The sequence below is a fragment of the Streptomyces sp. B3I8 genome (assembly GCF_030816915.1).
GTDB lineage: Bacteria > Actinomycetota > Actinomycetes > Streptomycetales > Streptomycetaceae > Streptomyces.
Genome location: NZ_JAUSYN010000002.1, coordinates 4,404,521 through 4,424,484, shown reverse-complemented (window position 1 = coordinate 4,424,484; position 19,964 = coordinate 4,404,521). Strand labels below are relative to the sequence as shown.

Here is a 19,964-nt window from a genome sequence, read left to right as displayed (position 1 = left end):
CCGGGTAGGGGCGTTCCCGGGGCAGCAGCCGGGCGGCGGAGTCGACGTCCACGCACGGCGCAGCGCCCACTCGAAACCGTCACGGCCACCAACGAGTCGGGGCCCCGCCGTCATGTGTCCGCCAGACCTCCGACAGACCGGCTCAGCCCTGCCGGGCAGCCACCCGAGTCCACAGCGAGATGTCACTGCTCGTCGCGACGGCGATCGTCTGCCCGGAAGGCGAGAAACCGGCCGCCCGGATCTCGGAGCGGGAGGAGTGGAAGATGTGCCACCACCGCTCCCCGTGCGGACCGGCGTGAGGCAGACCCCCGTCGCGGGACAGGAGAACCCGGTCGTTGGGCCAGGCCGGGGTGACGATCTCCAATGTCCAACTGTCCTCGGTGGTGCGGTGGACCAACGGCGGTGCGTCGGGGAACGTCATGACCTTGGCAGAGGCGGCCATCAGGGGATACGCGCCACACCTCCGCGGGACGATCTGCGGAACGATCCGGTACCGCTCGGTCAGCTTCACGACGGGGTCCAGTTGCTCGGCCATCTCGATCGGCGGCAGAAGCGCGTCGGTCAGGACCGACTCGTGCAGGACCACCCAGTACTCCGGAGTGGAGTGGTCGTCCTCGAAGAGGCGGGCGCGGGCGAGACGGGCCGGTACCTTTTCCTCGACCCTCTCGTCAGAGGCCGTGGGGCGAGCTGACCGGACGAGTACCCGCGCGTACGGCGCGGTCTGTAGCAGCCCGGGGAAGACGCCGGGGCACCACTCCTCGATGGATTCCGCGTGCCGCTCGGCCTCCAGGACCTTCTCGAAGTACGCCGCGTGCGGTCCCGCCGCGCCCTCCGCACGTCCTCGCACCGGCGCTCGAAGAAGCCGTGGCGGTGAGCGCGGAGCTGCGGCTGCTCGCCACCTCGGAGGCCGTGCCCGAGGTGCGCCGGCAGCTCCGTCACCACGGCTTCGACGTCGGGCTGTGCGTCAGCGAGTTGTTGACGAACGTCATCGATCACGTCGGCGAGGGCACCCCCGTGACCGTCCGGGTTCTCGGTACGCCGTACGGCAGTACGCGGGTCGAGGTGACCGATCCCGACCCGCGGGCGCTGCCCGTCCTGCTGCGGGCCTCCCCCGCGGACGAGTCCGGGCGGGGGCTCGCCCTCCTGGACGCGCTCGCTCCGCGGTGGGGTGTGGAGCAGGGAGCGGGTCACAAGACCGTGTGGTGCGAGGTGGAGGGGAGGTCGCAGAGGCCGCCGGGCACGGTGGTTCGGCCGTGCCCGGCCCCTCCGCCGTGGCTAAGCCTTCGCGTTCTCCTTCGGCTTGTTCTCCTTCACCGTGATCCTGCCCTTGCGGATCGTCACCAGGCGGGGGGCCTTCTGCGCCAGGGTCGAGTCGTGGGTGACCATCACGAAGGTCAGGCCGTGTTCCTTCCAGAGGGTTTCCAGGACCTCCATGATCTCGTCGCGCATGGACTCGTCGAGGTTGCCCGTGGGCTCGTCGGCCAGGAGCACCTTCGGCTTCTTGACCAGGGCGCGGGCGATGGCGACGCGCTGCTGCTGGCCGCCGGACATCTCGCCGGGCAGATGGCCGAGCCGTTCGCCGAGGCCGACCGAGGCCAGTGCCTCGGCGGCCCGTTCGCGGCGTTCCCTGCCCTTCACGCCGAGTGGGACGAGCGCCGTCTCGACGTTCTCCTGCGCGGTGAGCGTGGGGATGAGGTTGAAGCTCTGGAAGACGAAGCCGATGTTCTCGCCGCGCACCTCGGTGAGCTTGGCCTCGGAGAGCCGGGCGAGGTCGGTGCCGTCGAGTTCGATACTGCCGGAGGTCGGCTTGTCGAGGCCGCCGATCATCTGCAGCAGCGTCGACTTGCCGCCGCCGGTGGGGCCCTGGATGACGAGCCGGTCGCCGTCGCCGATGGTGAGGTCGACGCCGTCGAGGGCGTTGACGACGTCCTTGCCCCGTGTGTAGCGCTTGGTGACGCCACTGAGTACGTACATGGTGGTCAGCTCCTGGAGTCCGAGTCAGTACAGGGGGATCTACTCGACGCGGCGCAGCGCGTCCGCGGGGCGCAGACGGGAGGCGCGCCAGCCGCCGAACGCGCCGGCGATGAGCCCGCCGGCCACGGCCAGGCCGACCGCGACCGCGATGGTGGTGAGGCTGACCGGCGCGGTGAGCGCGACCTCCAGGGACGTCGCGGCCTGCCGCCGCCCCGCGCCGCCGAAGCCGCCGCCGGGACCGCCGCCGACGCCGCCGCCCCCGGCCGAGCCGCCGCCGAGCTGTGCCTGGAGGGTGGGGCTGATCGCGGTGACGACGTACGCGCCGGCGAGGCCGAGCGCGATGCCGAGGGCGCCGCCGACCAGTCCGTTGACCATGGCCTCGCCGACCACCTGTCGGGTGACGCGGCCGGACCTCCAGCCGAGCGCCTTGAGCGTGCCGAACTCGCGCACGCGCCGGGAGACCGCCGAGGAGGTGAGCAGTCCGGCCACCAGGAACGCGGCCACGAGCACCGCGATCGACAGCCACTTGCCGACGCTGGTCGCCAGGTCGGAGGCGGTGGACAGGGAGCCGGAGACGGTGTCGGCGAGGTCGGCGGAGGTGGTGACGGTGGTCCCCGGGATGTTCTTCTGGATCGCCGACTTGACCGAGTCGATCTTCTGCGAGTCGGTCGCCTTGACGTAGATCGTGGTGACCTTGTCCTTCGAGTCGCTGAGCGTCTGGGCCTGCTTCAGCGGGACGTAGAGGTTGGCCGCCGCGTCCCCGCTGTCGGGGGTGGCGATGCCGATGACCTTGAACTTGACGCTCTTGATGGTGACGGTGTCACCGAGGGCCAGCTTCTTCTCCTTGGCGTACGACTCGTCGGCGACGACGACCTTGGCGTCGGTCTCCGAGGTCTTGAACGTACGGCCACTGGTGATCTTGGAGGAGGTGAGCGGGCCGAGGGCCGGTTCGGCGACGTCGGTGCCGTAGACCGAGTAGCTGTTGACGTCGAAGTCGGCGCCGCCGCCCTCGATCGTGCCCTGCGGCCGGCTCATGCCCCCGCTGTCGCCGCCGCGCTGGTCCTGCTTGAACTGGCCCTGCCGGAACTGGCCGCTGACCTTGAAGACCTGGAGGCTCAGGCCCCCGACCGCGTCGGACACGCCGCTCTGCGCGTCGACCTTGCCCACCGTGGAACTCGCCAGGGTCTGGAAGCCCTGCACCATGACGCGGTCGCTGCTCTGCTCCTCGTCGGAGTCGCCGCCCTTGGCGTCGAAGTTGAAGCGGGGCCGCTGCGCGCCGTCCGAACTCTGCGCGGCGGCCTTGGTGACGGTCATGTCGGTGCCCAGGCCGTACAGCGACTGCAGGACCTTGTCCTGGGCCTTGCCCATGCCGGACGAGACGGAGCTGACGACGATGACCAGGGCTATGCCCAGTGCGAGCCCAGAGGCGACGACCAGGGCCGCTTTTCTGCGGCGGCGCAGTTCGCGCCTCAGGTAGGTGAAGAACATGGTCGCACGGTAGGAACGCCCCGTGACGAAGCCGTAAGCCCGGCATAAGAGAAAGATGAGAAGAGCTCGCCCGTGGGTCTGTCGGGCCGTGCGCGAGTCCAAGTGGGCCGTACCTGTGCCCTGTTGGGTCCTGCGCATGCCCTATTGGGTTCTGTGCGTGCCCTCTTGGGTCCTGTGCGTGCCCCGTTCGGCCCTGCGTGTCCCCGGTCGGTCGCCGGACGCAGAACGGCGGTGGAACGCGGTGTGCGCGCTCCACCGCCGGTGGACGTGTCAGTACGTCGGCTGGACCCAGAGCAGGTACTGGCCGCCGCCCAGCGACTCGCAGCGCCAGCCGACCCAGCGGCCCTGCGGGAAGCCCGCGTTGCCCGCGTCGGCGCAGGCGTTGCTCGACGGGTAGACGCCGGCGGGGACGAAGGTGGCGGCCGAGGCCGAACCGGTGCCGACGGCCATGGCCGCAACGGCGGTGGCGGCCACGGCCGCGGACACGAACATCTTCTTGAGCATGACAAACACTCCTGAACGCGCGTCACGGATCAACTGGTGGGGCAGGAGGAACGATTGCGGGATGATGGTATGGAGAAACAGAGCGCAGTGATCCGCCCGGTTGATCTTGGGCCGAAAATCTCCCACGTCTGGCGCGTATCCGTGGGCGACGTGGCGCGAGGGTGAACGGCACTCGGTCGCCCGCCCCCGGGCGCATGAATCACGCGTTGCCTCCGCCCGCCCACATCTGTCCGTGCACCCGTTCGCCCGTCTGTCCGTACGCCCGCACGCCCGCACGCCCGCACCACGACGACGGCGCCGCCGCCCCCGTGCGGTGCGGGGGGCGGCGGCGCCGTCGTTCGTGCTGTGCGGGTGTGCCGACCGGGCGGGTCGGGCCAAAAACCGGCCGGTCGTGCGTCAGACGGCCGAACCGGCCTTCCAGTCGGCCCAGTTCAGGTTCCACCCGTTGAGGCCGTTGTCCGGGGCGACGGTCTTGTCGCCGGTGTTCTGGACGACGACCACGTCACCGAGGAGGGAGTTGTTGTAGAACCAGGCGGCCGGCGTGCTGGAGTCGTTGGCGCCCTTGGTGTCGGACAGACCGACGCAGCCGTGGCTGGTGTTCACGGCACCGAAGATGGACTTGGCGCCCCAGTAGTTGCCGTGGATGAACGTGCCGGAGCTGCTCAGCCGCATGGCGTGCGGCACGTCCTTGATGTCGTACTCGCCCTTGCCGTCGTCGTCCGTGAAGCCGACCGTGGCACCGTTCATCCGGGTCTCCTTGAACTTCTCGGAGATCACCATCTGACCCTCGTAGGTCTTGTTCTCGGGCGAACCGGCGGAGATCGGGATGGTCTTGATCGTCTTGCCGTCCTGCGTGACCTTCATCTGCTTGGTCTGCGCGTCGACGTAGGAGACCTGGTTGCGGCCGACCTTGAACGTCACCGTCTTCTGCTGGACGCCGTAGACGCCGTTCGCGCCCTGGACCCCGTCCAGCGCGAGCTTGAGGGTGACCGTGGAGTTCTCCGTCCAGTACTTCTCGGGGCGGAAGTCGATGCGGTTGGCGTTGAACCAGTGTCCGACGACCTCCTGCCCGGAGCTGGAGGAGACGGTGATGCCCTTCTGTACGGCCGTCTTGTTGGTGATGGCCTTGTCGAAGTTGATCGACACGGGCATTCCGACGCCGACCGTCTGGCCGTTGTCCGGCGTGAAGTTGCCGATGAAGGAGTGCGCCTGCGAGACGGTGGTGAACGAGGCGTTCTCGTGGGCGGCGCGGCCCTTGGCGTCCTCGGCGGTCACGGCCACCTTGTAGGTGGTCGCCCGCTCCAGCTGGCCGGTGGGCGCCCAGCTCTTCTTGTCGGCCGATATCCGGCCGGAGACGGCGGTGCCGGAGGCCGTGGTCATGGTCACGTCGCTCAGCGTGCCCTTGGCGACCACGACCTTCGCGGCGTTGTTGATGGACGCGTTGTCGGACCCGTCCTTCGGCGTGATCGTGATGTCCGCCTCGGATGCCTTCTGCGCGGCCGCCTTGTCGGCCTTCGCCTGCGAGGTGGAGTCGCCGTCGCCGCCCTTGGCGTCCGAGTCGCCGCCGCTGCACCCGGTGAGCACCAGCACGCCGCCCAGCAGTGCGGACGCGGCCACGAGACCCTTGCGCCGCTTACCGTCCGTCATCACACGCTTCTCCATCGTTGCCGAATCCCCGAAATACCCCGAGATCCCCGTCAGAACCTTCAACGCTACGACCGGTCCGCCCCCATCCACAGGGCTCGGGTGTGTTACCCACACCACCCCGGACGGCGGGCGCGCGGAGACCACCGCGCCCGGAGGGACACCAGGGAGCAATCAGTCAGACGCCCGCGTCCCCGTTCCGGTTCCCGATCCCGTAGGTCAATCATCCCCGTGCCGCCGCGGGAACAGTGCACCGGGGGTGCCCCCGGGGGGTGGCGCACTGTGGCGCGCGGTGGCGTGCGAGGGTGGCGCGAAACCACCTCGCTCCGATCGTTCGGAGACCGTGACTTTCCCGCGACCCACGCCTTTCACTAGCATCTGCCCACACGGCCAATTCGCAAGCGCCACAAGGGGATCGATAATTCGTGTCCGCCGCACGCCGATCGTCGTCCACCGCACGCCGATCGTTGCTGACCGCCACCGCCGCGGGGACCATGCTCGCGGCCCTGTGGTTCGTCCCGTCCGCGAACGCCTCGCAGGGCGCGTCGCAGGAGTCGTCGACCGTGACCGGCACCTCGGCGGTCACGAGAACCTCCACGGGCACGGCCGCGAGAACGAGCACGGACACAACGAGCACGGGCACGACGACGAACACGGGCACGGCGACGGACACGGCCGCGCGGACCGCGCACGCGGCCCAGGTCCCGGCGTCGGAGTCGACGGGCGGGGGCGGGTCGAGCGGGGAGACGGGGACGGGCACGGCCACTGAGCCCCTCGGCGGCCTGGACGGCCCGGCCGACACCCGGCTCGCCGACACCGGAAGCATCGACACCACCCCGTACGTCATCGGGGGCACCCTCCTCCTCGGCCTGGGGGCGGGTTTCGTGGCGTTCTCCGTACGGCGGGAGCGCACGACGGCGTACTGAGCCGCCGCGCGCCGCCGCGCGCTCCTGTGCGCCTCCCCGATCGGGAACCTGGGGTCTTTCGTCTGGATCGGGCCGGCTGGGAGGCGCGGTGCGTCTTCGACCGACCCGAGCGGGGTCCGGTGCGTGCGGCTGCAAGGCGGAGGAGGGCGCCAGGGCGGAGCCCCGGCAACCGACGACAACGCCGCACAGGCGCGTGCCGGACCCCGCGACGCCGGAATGATCCGAACGAGAGGCCCTAGGCGAGCGGTCCGGTGACGGTCTCCACCGCCGCGACCAGGCCGCCGGCCCGGACGAAGGCGTCCGCCGCCGCCAGGTCGGGGGCGAGGTGGCGGTCGGGGCCCGGACCGCCGACGCCGGCCGCGCGGGTCGCGTCGATCGCGGCGCGGCTCGCCGGGGCGGGGGTCAGGCCCTCGCGCAGCTCGATCGCGCGGGTGGCCGCGTACAGCTCGACCGCCAGGACGCGGGCGAGGTTGCCGACCGCCGTACGGAGCTTGCGCGCCGCCGACCAGCCCATCGAGACGTGGTCCTCCTGCATCGCGGAGGACGGGATGGAGTCCGCGGAGGCGGGCACGGCGAGCCGCTTCAGCTCGCTGACCAGGGCGGCCTGCGTGTACTGGGCGATCATCAGCCCGGAGTCGACGCCGGGGTCGTCGGCGAGGAACGGCGGGAGCCCGTGGCTGCGGTTCTTGTCGAGCAGCCGGTCGGTGCGCCGCTCGGCGATGGAGGCGAGGTCGGCGACGGCGATCGCGAGGAAGTCCAGCACGTACCCCACCGGGGCGCCGTGGAAGTTCCCGTTGGACTCCACCCGTCCGTCGGGCAGCACCACGGGGTTGTCCACGGCGGCGGCCAGCTCGCGCTCGGCGACCAGCCGGGCGTGCGCGAGGGTGTCCCGGCCGGCACCGGCGACCTGGGGCGCGCAGCGCACGGAGTACGCGTCCTGCACGCGGGGCGCGTCGTCCTGGTGGTGCCCGGTGAGCTCGGAGTCGCGCAGCACGGCGAGCATGTTGGCGGCGCTGGCGGCCTGCCCGGGGTGCGGGCGGATGGCGTGCAGCTCGGGGGCGAGCACCCGGTCGGTGCCGAGCAGGGCCTCCAGGCTGAGGGCGGCGGTGATGTCGGCGCTCTTGTAGAGGGTGTCGAGGTCGGCGAGGGCCATGAGCAGCATGCCGAGCATGCCGTCGGTGCCGTTGAGGAGGGCGAGCCCCTCCTTCTCGCGCAGTTCGACGGGGGCGATGCCGTGCGCGTCGAGGAGCTCGGCGGCGGGACGCACGACGCCGTCGGGGCCCTCCGCCTCGCCCTCCCCCATGAGGGTGAGCGCGCAGTGGGAGAGCGGCGCGAGGTCGCCGGAGCAGCCGAGGGAGCCGTACTCGTGGACGACCGGGGTGATGCCGGCGTTCAGCAGGTCCGCCATGGTCTGCGCGACCTCGGGGCGGACGCCGGTGTGCCCGGAGCAGACGGTCTTCAGCCGCAGGAACATCAGCGCGCGGACGACCTCGCGCTCCACGTGGGGGCCCATGCCGGCGGCGTGCGAGCGGACGATGTTGCGCTGGAGCTGGGTGCGCAGGTCCTCGCTGATGTGCCGGGTGGCGAGGGCGCCGAAGCCGGTGCTGACGCCGTAGACGGGCTCGGGCTTGGCGGCGAGCGCCTCGACGGTGCGGCGGGCGGCGGCGAGGGCCGCGCGGGCGGCGTCGGAGAGCTCGACGCGGGCGCCGTCGCGGGCGACGGCGAGCACGTCGGAGGCGGTGACGTGGGTGGTCCCCACCACCACGGTGTGCATATCCATATTCAGGAGCGTACGCAGTGAATTCCGCGCTGTCACGGGTGGGGGCGCGGGTGAGGGCGGGGGCGAGGGCGGCGGAGGGTGGTAAGTGGTGGGTGTTGCGGGTTTTCTCGCCCCCGCCGCCCCTTCCCGCGCCGACCCCGGGGGGCTCCGCCCCCCGGACCCCCTGGAAGATCGCACAGTTCCCCGCGCCCCTCGAATCGCGCCTCCCGCAGCGTCACGGGACCCTGCGGCCGCGGAACGCGCGTCGTTCGGCCGCGCCCGGTGGGGGTGCGTCCGCCAGGCGGACGACCGGGTCGTCGGCGCCCTCGCGGCCTGCCACCACCGGCTTGCCCGCCCGGAGGGCCTTCGCCCGGTACTGCGCCGCGTCGGCCAGACGGAACAGCCGTCGCGCCGAGCGCACCGGCCCGATCGGGTCGTCCGTGGAGGCGACCCCGCACGCCACCCCGTCCCCCAGTTCCAGCTCGGCCGCCCGTCGGCACAGCTCGTCGGCCGCGCGGACCACCTCGTCGCCGGGCGGCCCCACCGCGAGCAGGCAGAACTCGTCGCCGCCGAGCCGCGCGGCGAGCGTGCCCGGGAGCATCGCGCCGCACAGGGAGAGGACGGAACCGAAACGTTCCAGCAGCCGGTCGCCGACCGCGTGGCCGCGAGTGTCGTTGACCCGCTTCAGCCCGTTGAGGTCGCACACGACGAGGCTCACGACGGCGCCCTCGGCGCGGTGCCGGTCCAGCGCCTCGTCGAGCCGCATGTCGACGGCGCGGCGGTTGGCGAGGCCGGTGAGGGCGTCCGTGAAGGCCAGCCGGCGGGCCTCCTCCAGCCGCTCGGTCTGCGCGATCCCGGCGGCGACGACGGAGGCCAGCACCGTCGCGAAGTCGGTGTCCTCCCGGTCGAACACCGCCGCGCCCACCCGCCGCGCCACGTACAGCTCGCCCCAGGCGCGGCCGTGCAGCACCACCGGGGCGACGACGCAGCAGCCCCGGCCGCGCCGGCGGAGCGCGGCGACGCGCTGGTGGCAGTAGCCGGCGCGGGCGGCCGACGCGCCCTCCGGGCCGCCGGCGGTCTCCACCCAGGCGCTGGGGCCGACGCCGCCGGCCCAGCGCTCGTGCAGGAACTCGGTGATCTCCGGGAACTCGTGCACGGGGTACGTCTCGTCCTCCGGGAACTCCTCCTCGTCCTCGGCGCGGGCGCCGACGTTCACGAGAACGCGCAGGCAGCCCCGGCCGCGCTCCCAGACGGAGAGCGCGGCGAAGCTGCCGGCGAGCGCGTCGCGGGCACCGAGGGCGGCGGCGCGGTAGGCGTCACGAGAGGCGGGCGCGGCGGCCATGCCCTGCGCCAGCGCGACCACGGTCCGCAACCGTCTGTCCTCACCCACCACTCCAGGTTAGGGACGATCCCGGCGAAAGGGGAGATCGGGGACGGCGAACGGGGGTGAGGGTGAATGGGGCGAGCGGGCGTCAGTCCGCCCAGCGTGGCGCCCTGCGCTCGTTGAACGCCGCCACCCCCTCCGCACGGTCCGGCGAGAACGCGACCGTGCGCCAGGCCGCGTCCTCCACCTCCAGGCCGGCCCGGAACTCCAGCCCCCAGCCGACCCGCAGCGCCCGCTTGGCCGCCCGCAGGCCGACCGGTGAGTTCGCGGCGAACCGCGCACCCATCGCGAGCGCGGCCTCGCGGTCACCGCCCGCTTCCACCAGCTCGTCCACCAGGCCGAGCTCCCGGGCCTCGGCGGCCTCCACCCGGCGGGCCGAGAAGATCAGCTCCGCCGCGCGGGCCGCGCCCACCCGGCGGGGCAGCAGTTGCGTGCCGCCGCCGCCCGGGACGACGCCCACGGACACCTCCGGCAGGCCCACCACCGCCGTGCGGTCGGCGACGATCACGTCGCAGGCGAGGGCGAGTTCGAAGCCGCCGCCGAGCGCGTAGCCGTGCACCGCGGCGATCGTCGGCATCGGCAGGTCCAGGACGCCGGTGTACGCGGCGCGGGCGAGGGGGCGCTGGGCGAGGAGGTCGGCGTCGGTGAGGGAGTTGCGCTCCTTAAGGTCGGCGCCGACGCAGAAGGCACGCTCGTGGGAGGAGGTGAGGACGACCGCCCGTACGGTGCGGTCCGCGGCCAGGGCGGCGCAGGCGGCGGCGAGAGAGCGGGCCATGTCCGTGGAGACGGCGTTCATGGCCCTGGGCCGGTCGAGTACGAGTTCCGCGACGTGGGTGTGGCGCCTGACGACGACGTGGTCGCCGTAGCGCCGGCCGTCGTCCGTGTGTTCCGCCTTGTCGGCCATGCCGCCCTCCCGGTTAACGTGGGTTAACTCCCGTCGGGGTCGATCATCGCAGGGAGGCGGGGTGCGGGGGAAGGGCCGCCGCCGCTCACGCGTCCTCGGTGGTCCTGCGGGTGAGGAGCCAGGGTTCGACCACGCCCAGACCGCGGACCGGGCGTTGCCACATGGGCTGGAGGGCGAACCGGTAGGCGGGGGGGTCCACGCCCTCCTTCTCCGCCGTCCTGGCGGCTTCGGCGGCCTCCGCCTCCGAGGCGGGGGCCTCGCCGGAGCGGATGAGTTCCTCGGCGAACGCCTGGTCCACCAGGACGGCGTCCTTGGGGGCTATCGACGTCAGGCGGCTCGCGAGGTTCACCGTCGTGCCGAAGACATCGCCCATTCGGGTGGTGACCGTGCCGAAGGCTATGCCGACGCGCAGCTCCGGCATGGTCTCGTCGTTCGCCATGGTCTCGATGAGCCGCAGGGCGGTCTCGGCGGCGACACCGGCGTCGTCGGCCGCGTAGAGGACCTCGTCGCCGAGGGTCTTGATGAGCCGGCCGCCGTTCGCGGCGACGAGGTCGGCGGCCGTCGTCTCGAAGGCCTCGACCAGTTCACCGAGCTCCTCCTCCTCCATGCGACGGGTCAGCCGCGTGAAGCCGACGAGGTCGGCGAAGCCGACGGCGAGGCGGCGGTCGACCATCTCCTCGTCGTCCGTGGCCTGGATGACCCGCCCGGTGGCGGCCGCGAGCTGGCGCCGCCAGACGTAGACGAGGAACTCCTCCAGCTCCGGCAGGAGCAGCTCCACCAGCGGGTACGTCACCTCGGTGCGGGTCATGCCCGGCTCGGGCGGCTCGGTGAGGTCCTCCAGGAAGGAGTCGATCTGCCATTCGGCCAGCCGGGCGGTGGTCTGGCCGGTGGACCGGGCGACCTGCACCGCCATCGCCTCGCTGAGCAGCCCCGCCTCGACGAGGCCGGCGAGCCGCCGCAGGGCCAGCACGTCGGCCTCGGTGAGCGCCTTGGCCTGGCCGATGTCGGCGAAGCCCATGGCCCGCCAGAAGCGGGAGGCCAGTTCCATGGAGACGCCCGCGCTGCGGGCCGCCTGGAAGGGGGTGTACCGGCGCTCGGCGCCGAGGATCAGGCCCTCCAGCCGGAGCGCGAGCGGATCCTCCTCCGCACCGGCCTCCTCCGGACCGCCGCCCTCCGGGGGCTCGGCGTCGACGGAGATCGGCCGGTCGGCACCCGGCCGCTCGGCATCCGGCCGGTCGGCATCCGGCCGGTCGGCATCCGGCCGGTCGGGACCGGGCTCGTCGGAACCGGCTTCGCCGGGGCCGGCCTCGTCGTCCCGCGCCGGTTCACCGTCGGGGGCGGGATGTGCGCCCGTACCCGAGCCCGAATCGTCGACGGTCACGCCTGCTGCCCTTCCGATCTGTCGCGGTCAGGTATCGACCGCGCTCAACTCTACGGCAGGTGTGCGGTAGCTCACTCCCCGACGGAGACGGCCGGTCGTCGACGGTCACGCCCCGGCGGGCCGCAGGTGGATCACGTCGCCCGCGCCCACCGGCTCCTGTACCCCTTCCTCCGTGGCGATCACCAACCGTCCGTCCCCGTCGACCGCCACCGCCTCTCCGGTGACCGACCGGTCGCCCGGCAGGTCGGCCCGCACGGTACGGCCCAGCGTGGCGCATCCGGCGGCGTACGTCTCCTGGAGACCGCTCGCCGCGGCGTCCCCGCCCGCCTCCCGCCAGCGGCCGTACCACTGCTCCAGGGAGCGCAGCACCGCCCGCAGCAGCGGGTCCCGGTCCGTGCCGGAGGCGCCCGCGAGGACCAGCGACCCGGCGGTGGGCACGGGCAGCTCGTCCGCGCGCAGGCTCACGTTGACGCCGATGCCGACGACGACGCCCCGGTCCCCGGCCCGCTCGGCGAGGATGCCGCCGGTCTTGCGCTCGGCACCGCCGACGGTGACCAGCAGGTCGTTGGGCCACTTCAGGGCGGTGTCGACGCCCGCGGCGCGGGACAGCCCGGTGGCCACCGCGACACCGGTGAGCAGCGGCAGCCAGCCCCAGCGGGCGAGCGGGACCTCGGCCGGGTCGAGCAGGACGGAGAAGAAGAGACCGGAGCGGGCGGGGGCCGTCCACCTGCGGTCGAGGCGGCCGCGTCCCGCGCTCTGCTCCTCGGCGACCAGCACCGCGCCCTCGGCCGCCGTGCCCTTCACCGCACGGTCGACGAGGTCGCTGTTGGTGGACCCGGTGTGCTGAGCCACCTCCACCGCCGACCACAGGCTCCCCGGCCGCACCAGCGCCCGGCGCAGCGCACCGGCGTTCAGCGGCGGCCGGTCCAGGTCGGACCAGCGGCTGGGCGGCGGCTCAGAGGCGTCTCGCGGCGTCATACGGGTCAGCCTAGGGCGTGTTCCGAACGGAGCGCCGTCCGCCCGGAGGGCGGGTCCGGCGGCGTCCGGTGCGTGCGACCGCAAGGCGGAGGGCCGCCCCGACACCGGATGCAACGGGGCGATCCCGACAACACCGGGAGCGTGCGTGACGGACACCGCCGAACAGACGGGACTTCCGAAACACGCCCCGGAACGCGCCCGGTGTGGCCAACGCCGCACTGCCGATCGGTAGGCGCACCACTACGCTACGGATGAGTAGCCGACCCTTCTTCTGAGCGTCCCCCCTCGTATGAATCCCCGACCGAGTCTCCCCGGTCCCCGCCGGGCCTTCCCGATCACCCGAGAACCGCAAGCCTCCGAGCACATCGCATCCCTCACGTCCCCACTTGAGCAGGCAGGGAGCCGCATCCCCGATGTCCGAGCCGGAAGAGCGCCAGGCGCGCGAAGAGATCGACATCCACACCACCGCGGGCAAGCTCGCGGATCTGCAGCGCCGTATCGAGGAAGCCACGCACGCCGGTTCGGCACGCGCCGTGGAGAAGCAGCACGCCAAGGGCAAGCTGACGGCCCGTGAGCGGATCGAACTGCTCCTGGACGAGGGCTCGTTCGTCGAGCTGGACGAGTTCGCCCGGCACCGCTCGACCGACTTCGGGCTCGCGGCCAACCGCCCCTACGGCGACGGCGTGGTCACCGGCTACGGCACCGTGGACGGCCGTCCGGTCGCCGTCTTCTCCCAGGACTTCACGGTCTTCGGCGGCGCGCTCGGCGAGGTCTACGGGCAGAAGATCGTCAAGGTGATGGACTTCGCGCTCAAGACCGGCTGCCCGGTGATCGGCATCAACGACTCCGGCGGCGCCCGTATCCAGGAGGGCGTGGCCTCGCTCGGCGCGTACGGGGAGATCTTCCGCCGCAACACCCACGCCTCCGGCGTGATCCCGCAGATCAGCCTGGTCGTCGGACCCTGCGCGGGCGGCGCGGTCTACTCCCCCGCGATCACCGACTTCACGGTCATGGTCGACCAGACCTCGCACATGTTCATCACCGGCCCGGACGTCATCAAGACCGTCACCGGCGAGGACGTCGGCTTCGAGGAGCTCGGCGGCGCCCGCACCCACAACACGGCCTCCGGCGTGGCCCACCACATGGCGGGCGACGAGAAGGACGCGATCGAGTACGTCAAGCAGCTCCTGTCCTACCTGCCCTCCAACAACCTTTCCGAGCCGCCCGCCTTCCCCGAGGAGGCGGACCTCGCGGTCACCGACGAGGACCGCGAACTCGACACCCTCGTCCCGGACTCCGCGAACCAGCCGTACGACATCCACACGGTGATCGAACACGTCCTGGACGACGCGGAGTTCTTCGAGACGCAGCCGCTGTACGCGCCGAACATCGTCACCGGCTACGGCCGCGTCGAGGGCCGGCCCGTCGGCATCGTCGCCAACCAGCCGATGCAGTACGCGGGTTGCCTGGACATCAGGGCCTCCGAGAAGGCGGCCCGCTTCGTGCGCACCTGCGACGCCTTCAACATCCCCGTGCTGACCTTCGTCGACGTCCCCGGCTTCCTGCCCGGTGTCGACCAGGAGCACGACGGCATCATCCGCCGCGGCGCCAAGCTGATCTTCGCCTACGCCGAGGCGACCGTCCCCCTCATCACGGTCATCACCCGCAAGGCCTTCGGCGGCGCCTACGACGTCATGGGCTCCAAGCACCTCGGCGCCGACCTCAACCTGGCCTGGCCGACCGCGCAGATCGCCGTCATGGGCGCCCAGGGCGCCGTCAACATCCTGCACCGCCGCACGATCGCCGCCGCGGACGACGCCGAGGCGACCCGGGCCCGGCTGCTCCAGGAGTACGAGGACACCCTCCTCAACCCCTACGTCGCCGCCGAACGCGGCTACGTCGACGCCGTGATCATGCCGTCCGACACCCGCGCCCACCTCGTCCGCGGCCTGCGGCAGCTGCGGACCAAACGCGAGTCCCTGCCCCCGAAGAAGCACGGCAACATTCCCCTGTAGCCCGTGCAGCCCCTGGAAGGAGCCGCTGTGACGATCAAGGTCGTACGGGGCAACCCGACCCCGGAGGAACTCGCCGCCGCCCTCGCGGTGGTCCGTGCCCGCGCCGCGGCGGCCACGGCCGCGGCGCCGGACGAGCCGGCCCCGCGCCCCGCCCGTCCTTCCTGGTCCGACCCCTCCCGCATCGCCGCCCACCGGCTGCCGCAGCCGGGCCCGGCGGCCTGGAGCCGCACGTACTGGCCGGGCTGACGGGCCGCCTCCCGGGGCCGGGCCGGCGGCATGCCCCGGAGCCGGGCCGGCGGCCCGGCTCCGCGCGGTGGCGGTGGCCGCCCGGGAAGTTGAGTACCCGTACTCAGGCGCGGACCGACCGGCCGGTCGCAAGCTCGAGGGCATGTTGTGGTCCGACCCCGACGACGAGCCGCCCGAGGAACTGCGCGACACGCAGGACATGCTGCGCCGCCTCGGCATCCTGATGGCGCTGGCCATGGTCGTGTCGATGCTCGTCCTGGGCATCATGTGAGACCGCGAGCCCCCACCCGCCGGCAGGCCGTACCAGGCAATACGCTGACCGCATGACCGATCAGTCGTCGCCCCGAAGGCTCGTGCTCGCCTCCCAGTCCCCCGCCCGCCTCGGCCTGCTGCGCCAGGCGGGGCTCGCTCCCGAGGTCGTCGTCAGCGGAGTGGACGAGGACCCCTTCGACGCCCCGACCCCCGCCGAACTGGCCCTCGCCCTCGCCGAGGCGAAGGCGTCCGTCGTGGCCGCCCGGCCGGACGTACGCGGCGCCCTGGTGATCGGCTGCGACTCGGTGCTGGACCTGGACGGCGAGGCGCTCGGCAAGCCCGCAGACGCCGAGGAGGCCACGGCCCGCTGGAAGGCGATGCGCGGCCGGACCGGCACGCTGCAGACGGGTCACTGCGTGTGGGACACGGAGACCGGCCGTCACGTCTCGGCGATCGCGTCCACCGTGGTCCGCTTCGGGGAGCCCACGGACGACGAGATCGCTGCCTACGTCGCCTCCGGGGAGCCGCTCCACGTCGCGGGCGCGTTCACGCTGGACGGCCGCTCGGCGCCGTTCATCGACGGCATCGACGGCGACCACGGCAACGTCATCGGTCTCAGCCTGCCGCTGGTCCGCCGCCTGCTGGCGGAACTCGGCGTCGGCATCACGGAGTTGTGGGCGCGCCCCGCGCACTGACGGACCCGTTCCCGGCGGGCGGCGCGTCCGCCGGGGAGTCCGGGGCGGCCGGAGAATCCGGGAACTCCGGGGCGGCCGGGGACTCCGGAGCGTCCGAAGGTACCGGATCGGCACCCCGCGTCCCGTCCTCGCGGTCGTACGTCATCAGCGTGAGCACGATCAGCGCCAGTACGACCATCATGTAGGCGAACGCCCGCCAGCCGATCAGCCCCACGGCGAACGCCCCCAGCACCGCGTGCACCACCGCCGCGCTGATCAGCAGCACCCGCCCGAGTCCGGCGGACGGCCGGTTGCGCAGGCAGACCGCCAGCGCGGCGATGCCGCAGAGCACGAAGTAGAGGCCGAAGACCAGGCCGCCGATCTTCGAGGACGCCGACATGTCCTTCGGGTCGAGCCCGGCAAGGGACATGTGCTGGCGGTCGACGAGCGTGCCCAGGGACCAGTTGAGCACCGCGATGCCCACCGCCTCGCAGAAGAGCACGACCGCCGCCACCAGGGCCACCGGTCTTCGCAGCATCCCGCCCCACCCCCGCCTTCCCGCGCGTTACCCCGAGTACGTACGGAGCAACGGGAACGCTACTCACGGGTAAAGGCGAGGACAAGGGGTGCGGCGACGGCAAAGAATCATTGGGCCATTAGTAGGGACTCCACAAAGAAACACGACCGCCCGCAGCACGGCCGCACAGAGACCTCGACCGCACCGGAGGGTTAGGGTTTCCGGGAGGGCCCCCGCGTACTCCGGTGCGACAAGGGGTTTCGCCGCTCGAGTGAGCCCCGACTCACGCTCCGTGTGGGGAAGCTCACCATTGGGCACGGGTCGAAACGTCGTGTCGGCAGTCCCTAAACTCGGCTTGTTTCAAGGAGAGGGAGCCAACGTGCGCAAGGTGTTGATCGCCAACCGTGGCGAAATCGCGGTCCGTGTCGCCCGGGCCTGCCGCGACGCCGGCATCGCGAGCGTGGCCGTGTACGCGGAACCGGACCGGGACGCGGTGCACGTGCGGGTCGCGGACGAGGCGTTCGCCCTGGGCGGGGACACCCCGGCCACCAGCTACCTGGACATCTCCAAGGTGCTCCAGGCCGCCGCCGACTCCGGCGCGGACGCCGTCCATCCCGGCTACGGCTTCCTCTCCGAGAACGCGGAGTTCGCGCAGGCGGTCCTGGACGCGGGCCTGATCTGGATCGGCCCGCCCCCGCACGCCATCCGCGACCTCGGCGACAAGGTGGCCGCCCGGCACATCGCGCAGCGCGCCGGCGCGCCGCTGGTGGCCGGCACCCCGGACCCGGTGTCCGGCGCGGAGGAGGTCGTGGCCTTCGCGAAGGAGCACGGCCTGCCCATCGCGATCAAGGCCGCGTTCGGCGGTGGCGGGCGCGGTCTGAAGGTGGCCCGCACCCTCGAAGAGGTGCCCGAGCTGTACGACTCGGCGGTGCGCGAGGCCGTGGCCGCGTTCGGGCGGGGCGAGTGCTTCGTCGAGCGTTACCTGGACAAGCCCCGGCACGTGGAGACGCAGTGCCTGGCCGACTCCCACGGCAACGTGGTCGTCGTCTCCACGCGTGACTGCTCGCTGCAGCGCCGGCACCAGAAGCTCGTCGAGGAGGCCCCGGCGCCGTTCCTCTCCGACGACCAGCTCGCCCAGCTCTACTCCTCCTCCAAGGCGATCCTGAAGGAGGCCGGGTACGTCGGCGCGGGCACGGTGGAGTTCCTCGTCGGGGCGGACGGCACGATCTCCTTCCTGGAGGTCAACACGCGGCTCCAGGTCGAGCACCCGGTCACCGAGGAGGTCTCCGGGATCGACCTCGTGCGCGAGATGTTCCGCATCGCCGACGGCGAGAAGCTCGGCTACGACGACCCGCCGCTGCGCGGTCACTCCTTCGAGTTCCGCATCAACGGTGAGGACCCGGGCCGGGGCTTCCTGCCCGCGCCCGGCACGGTCACGCGCTTCGAGGCGCCGTCGGGACCCGGTGTCCGCCTCGACGCGGGCGTCGAGACCGGGTCGGTCATCGGCCCGGCGTGGGACTCGCTGCTGGCCAAGCTGATCGTCACCGGCCGCACGCGGGCGGAGGCGCTGCAGCGGGCCGCCCGTGCGCTGGACGAGTTCCAGGTGGAGGGCATGGCGACCGCGATCCCGTTCCACCGCGCGGTGGTCCGCGACCCGGCCTTCGCCCCCGAGCTGACCGGCTCCGCCGACCCGTTCACCGTGCACACCCGGTGGATCGAGACGGAGTTCGTCAACGAGATCAAGCCGTTCTCCGCGGCCGCGGAGGCCGACGGTGACGAGGAGACGGGCCGCGAGACGGTCGTCGTCGAGGTCGGCGGCAAGCGCCTCGAGGTGTCGCTGCCGGCGTCGCTGGGGATGACGCTCGCCCGTACGGGGCTGGCGGCGGGCGCCAAGCCGAAGCGGCGGGCCGCGAAGAAGTCGGGCCCCGTCGCCTCCGGCGACACGCTGGCCTCTCCCATGCAGGGGACGATCGTCAAGGTCGCGGTCGAGGAGGGCCAGGAGGTCAAGGAAGGCGACCTCATCGTCGTCCTCGAGGCCATGAAGATGGAGCAGCCGCTCAACGCGCACCGGGCGGGGACGGTGAAGGGGCTCGCGGCGGAGGTCGGCGCGAGCGTGACGTCCGGCGCGCCGATCTGCGAGATCAAGGACTGACGGTTCCCTCCGGGGGCGGGCAGCGGCGGTAGGGACGGCCGGGGCGTTTCTCGCTCCCGCCGCCCCTGTCCGTCCCCTCCCCCCTCCGTGGCTCGCGCCTCCGGCCCCCCAGGGGCGCGGGGAACCGCGCGAGCAGCCACCCACCACCCCGCACCGAACCGCGAGCCCCACCCCCCGAGAGGCGAGCCGCAGGCTACCGGCGGCGGAGGTCGGCCACTCTGGCCGGGCGGTCGCCGCCCGGGGACTCGCCCAGGACAGGGGCGCTGCGCAGTTGCGGCCCCGACGGCCCCTGCCGTCGGGGTCCCGGCAGCCCGACGTCCCGACGCGCCTGCCGGCCGCCGGGTCCCGTCTCACCGCCCCCCGCCCCGGCCAGCGCGATCTGCACGCCCTGGTCGGCCAGCGCCTGCAGTTCCCCGCCCGCACGGTCGTCGTGCGCGGGCGGCTCGTCGGTGACGAGTCGGGTGATGAGATCCGTCGGCACGGTCTGGAACATCGTGTCCGTCCCGAGCTTCGTGTGGTCCGCGAGGACCACGACCTCCGCCGCCGCCTGCACCAGCGCCCGGTCGACCGACGCGGAGAGCATGTTGGACGTGGAGAGCCCCCGTTCGGCGGTGAGTCCGGCGCCGGAGAGGAACGCCCGGGAGACCCGCAGCCCCTGGAGGGACTGTTCCGCCCCCGACCCGACCAGCGCGTAGTTGGAGCCGCGCAGGGTGCCGCCGGTCATCACGACCTCCACCCGGTTGGCGTGGGCGAGGGCCTGCGCCACCAGCAACGAGTTGGTGACGACCGTCAGCCCCGGCACCCGGGCGAGCCGGCGGGCCAGTTCCTGCGTGGTGGTGCCCGCACCGACCACGATCGCCTCGCCCTCTTCGACGAGGCTCGCGGCGAGATCGGCGATGGCCGTCTTCTCGGCGGTCGCGAGATGTGATTTCTGCGGAAAGCCGGACTCCCGCGTGAACCCGCCCGGCAGTACCGCACCGCCGTGCCGGCGGTCGAGGAGTCCTTCTGCCTCCAGTGCGCGCACGTCCCGCCGTACGGTCACTTCGGAGGTCTGGACGACGCGGGCGAGCTCACGGAGCGACACGGCCCCGTTCGCGCGCACCATTTCGAGGATCAATTGGCGACGTTCTGCAGCGAACACGAAACTGACAGTAACCCCAAGGACC

Annotated in this window: 18 protein-coding genes and 1 pseudogene; 7 read left to right on the top strand and 12 right to left on the bottom strand. The window is 72.5% G+C overall.

Translation table 11 applies throughout. From position 1 onward, the window contains the following. Nucleotides 1–142: 142 nt before the first annotated feature. Nucleotides 143–847 (bottom strand): DUF5753 domain-containing protein, encoded by a 705-nt coding sequence (locus QFZ64_RS21860; RefSeq protein ID WP_307068257.1) that lies wholly within the window; start codon nt 845–847, stop codon nt 143–145. Between the two features lie 23 nt (nt 848–870). Between QFZ64_RS21860 and QFZ64_RS21855 the strand changes: the two are divergent. Continuing rightward, nucleotides 871–1,218: pseudogene (locus QFZ64_RS21855) on the top strand (ATP-binding protein); the annotation flags it as partial. 57 nt (nt 1,219–1,275) lie between these two features. Here QFZ64_RS21855 and QFZ64_RS21850 read toward each other — a convergent pair. The 4 genes from QFZ64_RS21850 to QFZ64_RS21835 all read right to left on the bottom strand — a co-directional run bounded on the left by QFZ64_RS21850 (nt 1,276) and on the right by QFZ64_RS21835 (nt 5,613). Continuing rightward, nucleotides 1,276–1,974, bottom strand: coding sequence for an ABC transporter ATP-binding protein (locus tag QFZ64_RS21850; protein WP_307068255.1), 699 nt, complete (start codon nt 1,972–1,974; stop codon nt 1,276–1,278). Between the two features lie 39 nt (nt 1,975–2,013). Then, on the bottom strand, nt 2,014–3,462 hold the full coding sequence (locus QFZ64_RS21845) for an ABC transporter permease (RefSeq protein WP_307068253.1): 1,449 nt from the start codon (nt 3,460–3,462) through the stop codon (nt 2,014–2,016). Nucleotides 3,463–3,732: 270 nt separating this feature from the next. After that, nucleotides 3,733–3,966: a hypothetical protein gene (locus QFZ64_RS21840; protein ID WP_307068250.1), complete on the bottom strand. Its 234-nt coding sequence runs from the start codon at nt 3,964–3,966 to the stop codon at nt 3,733–3,735. Between the two features lie 396 nt (nt 3,967–4,362). Continuing rightward, a complete protein-coding gene (locus QFZ64_RS21835) occupies nt 4,363–5,613 on the bottom strand; it encodes an Ig-like domain-containing protein (protein ID WP_307068248.1) in 1,251 nt (416 codons plus the stop codon). Nucleotides 5,614–6,035: 422 nt separating this feature from the next. Here QFZ64_RS21835 and QFZ64_RS21830 point away from each other — a divergent pair, with 422 nt between their 5' ends. After that, nucleotides 6,036–6,536: an LPXTG cell wall anchor domain-containing protein gene (locus QFZ64_RS21830; RefSeq protein WP_307068245.1), complete on the top strand. Its 501-nt coding sequence runs from the start codon at nt 6,036–6,038 to the stop codon at nt 6,534–6,536. A 235-nt stretch (nt 6,537–6,771) separates the two neighbouring features. Here the strand turns inward: QFZ64_RS21830 and hutH are convergent, their stop codons facing one another. The 5 genes from hutH to QFZ64_RS21805 form a co-directional block, all read right to left on the bottom strand. Beyond that, the gene (gene hutH / locus QFZ64_RS21825) at nt 6,772–8,310 is read right to left on the bottom strand and encodes a histidine ammonia-lyase (RefSeq protein ID WP_307071811.1); all 1,539 of its coding nucleotides are present in this window, start codon (nt 8,308–8,310) and stop codon (nt 6,772–6,774) included. Nucleotides 8,311–8,530: 220 nt separating this feature from the next. After that, nucleotides 8,531–9,685: a diguanylate cyclase domain-containing protein gene (locus QFZ64_RS21820; RefSeq protein WP_307068243.1), complete on the bottom strand. Its 1,155-nt coding sequence runs from the start codon at nt 9,683–9,685 to the stop codon at nt 8,531–8,533. Nucleotides 9,686–9,767: 82 nt separating this feature from the next. Beyond that, on the bottom strand, nt 9,768–10,583 hold the full coding sequence (locus QFZ64_RS21815; RefSeq protein WP_307068242.1) for an enoyl-CoA hydratase/isomerase family protein: 816 nt from the start codon (nt 10,581–10,583) through the stop codon (nt 9,768–9,770). Between the two features lie 85 nt (nt 10,584–10,668). Next, nucleotides 10,669–11,964 carry an adenylate/guanylate cyclase domain-containing protein gene (locus tag QFZ64_RS21810; protein ID WP_373430643.1) on the bottom strand — a complete coding sequence of 432 codons (1,296 nt, stop codon included), beginning with the start codon at nt 11,962–11,964 and terminating at the stop codon, nt 10,669–10,671. A 105-nt stretch (nt 11,965–12,069) separates the two neighbouring features. Beyond that, entirely contained in the window at nt 12,070–12,942 is an 873-nt protein-coding gene (locus tag QFZ64_RS21805) for a biotin--[acetyl-CoA-carboxylase] ligase (RefSeq protein ID WP_307068239.1), read from the bottom strand. Nucleotides 12,943–13,355: 413 nt separating this feature from the next. Between QFZ64_RS21805 and QFZ64_RS21800 the strand changes: the two genes are divergently transcribed. From QFZ64_RS21800 to QFZ64_RS21785, 4 genes are all read left to right on the top strand, one after another. After that, on the top strand, nt 13,356–14,957 hold the full coding sequence (locus QFZ64_RS21800; protein WP_307068237.1) for an acyl-CoA carboxylase subunit beta: 1,602 nt from the start codon (nt 13,356–13,358) through the stop codon (nt 14,955–14,957). Between the two features lie 27 nt (nt 14,958–14,984). After that, nucleotides 14,985–15,203, top strand: coding sequence for an acyl-CoA carboxylase epsilon subunit (locus QFZ64_RS21795; RefSeq protein WP_307068235.1), 219 nt, complete (start codon nt 14,985–14,987; stop codon nt 15,201–15,203). 142 nt (nt 15,204–15,345) lie between these two features. Continuing rightward, nucleotides 15,346–15,474: a morphogenic membrane protein MmpB gene (mmpB, locus tag QFZ64_RS21790; RefSeq protein ID WP_307068233.1), complete on the top strand. Its 129-nt coding sequence runs from the start codon at nt 15,346–15,348 to the stop codon at nt 15,472–15,474. Nucleotides 15,475–15,526: 52 nt separating this feature from the next. Beyond that, the gene (locus tag QFZ64_RS21785; protein ID WP_307068231.1) at nt 15,527–16,150 is read left to right on the top strand and encodes a nucleoside triphosphate pyrophosphatase; all 624 of its coding nucleotides are present in this window, start codon (nt 15,527–15,529) and stop codon (nt 16,148–16,150) included. Here the strand turns inward: QFZ64_RS21785 and QFZ64_RS21780 are convergent. Continuing rightward, complete coding sequence (locus QFZ64_RS21780) at nt 16,119–16,667, bottom strand: hypothetical protein (RefSeq protein WP_307068228.1); 549 nt, start codon at nt 16,665–16,667, stop codon at nt 16,119–16,121. The two genes, QFZ64_RS21785 and QFZ64_RS21780, sit on opposite strands and share 32 nt — an antisense overlap. A gap of 358 nt (nt 16,668–17,025) precedes the next feature. Here QFZ64_RS21780 and QFZ64_RS21775 point away from each other — a divergent pair, with 358 nt between their 5' ends. Beyond that, nucleotides 17,026–18,798: a biotin carboxylase N-terminal domain-containing protein gene (locus tag QFZ64_RS21775; protein WP_307068226.1), complete on the top strand. Its 1,773-nt coding sequence runs from the start codon at nt 17,026–17,028 to the stop codon at nt 18,796–18,798. A gap of 193 nt (nt 18,799–18,991) precedes the next feature. On the opposite strand, the gene QFZ64_RS21770 is transcribed toward QFZ64_RS21775, so the two are convergent. Further along, nucleotides 18,992–19,939: a DeoR/GlpR family DNA-binding transcription regulator gene (locus QFZ64_RS21770; RefSeq protein WP_307068224.1), complete on the bottom strand. Its 948-nt coding sequence runs from the start codon at nt 19,937–19,939 to the stop codon at nt 18,992–18,994. Between the last annotated feature and the right edge of the window lie 25 nt (nt 19,940–19,964).

Bases quoted from the DNA above. Each gene is read 5' to 3' on its own strand.
- QFZ64_RS21850 (WP_307068255.1), bottom strand. From the start codon at position 1,974: ATGTACGTACTCAGTGGCGTCACCAAGCGCTACACACGGGGCAAGGAC.
- QFZ64_RS21845 (WP_307068253.1), bottom strand. From the start codon at position 3,462: ATGTTCTTCACCTACCTGAGGCGCGAACTGCGCCGCCGCAGAAAAGCG.
- QFZ64_RS21840 (WP_307068250.1), bottom strand. From the start codon at position 3,966: ATGCTCAAGAAGATGTTCGTGTCCGCGGCCGTGGCCGCCACCGCCGTT.
- QFZ64_RS21835 (WP_307068248.1), bottom strand. From the start codon at position 5,613: ATGACGGACGGTAAGCGGCGCAAGGGTCTCGTGGCCGCGTCCGCACTG.
- hutH (WP_307071811.1), bottom strand. From the start codon at position 8,310: ATGCACACCGTGGTGGTGGGGACCACCCACGTCACCGCCTCCGACGTG.
- QFZ64_RS21815 (WP_307068242.1), bottom strand. From the start codon at position 10,583: ATGGCCGACAAGGCGGAACACACGGACGACGGCCGGCGCTACGGCGAC.
- QFZ64_RS21805 (WP_307068239.1), bottom strand. From the start codon at position 12,942: ATGACGCCGCGAGACGCCTCTGAGCCGCCGCCCAGCCGCTGGTCCGAC.
- QFZ64_RS21800 (WP_307068237.1), top strand. From the start codon at position 13,356: ATGTCCGAGCCGGAAGAGCGCCAGGCGCGCGAAGAGATCGACATCCAC.
- mmpB (WP_307068233.1), top strand. From the start codon at position 15,346: ATGTTGTGGTCCGACCCCGACGACGAGCCGCCCGAGGAACTGCGCGAC.
- QFZ64_RS21785 (WP_307068231.1), top strand. From the start codon at position 15,527: ATGACCGATCAGTCGTCGCCCCGAAGGCTCGTGCTCGCCTCCCAGTCC.
- QFZ64_RS21780 (WP_307068228.1), bottom strand. From the start codon at position 16,667: ATGCTGCGAAGACCGGTGGCCCTGGTGGCGGCGGTCGTGCTCTTCTGC.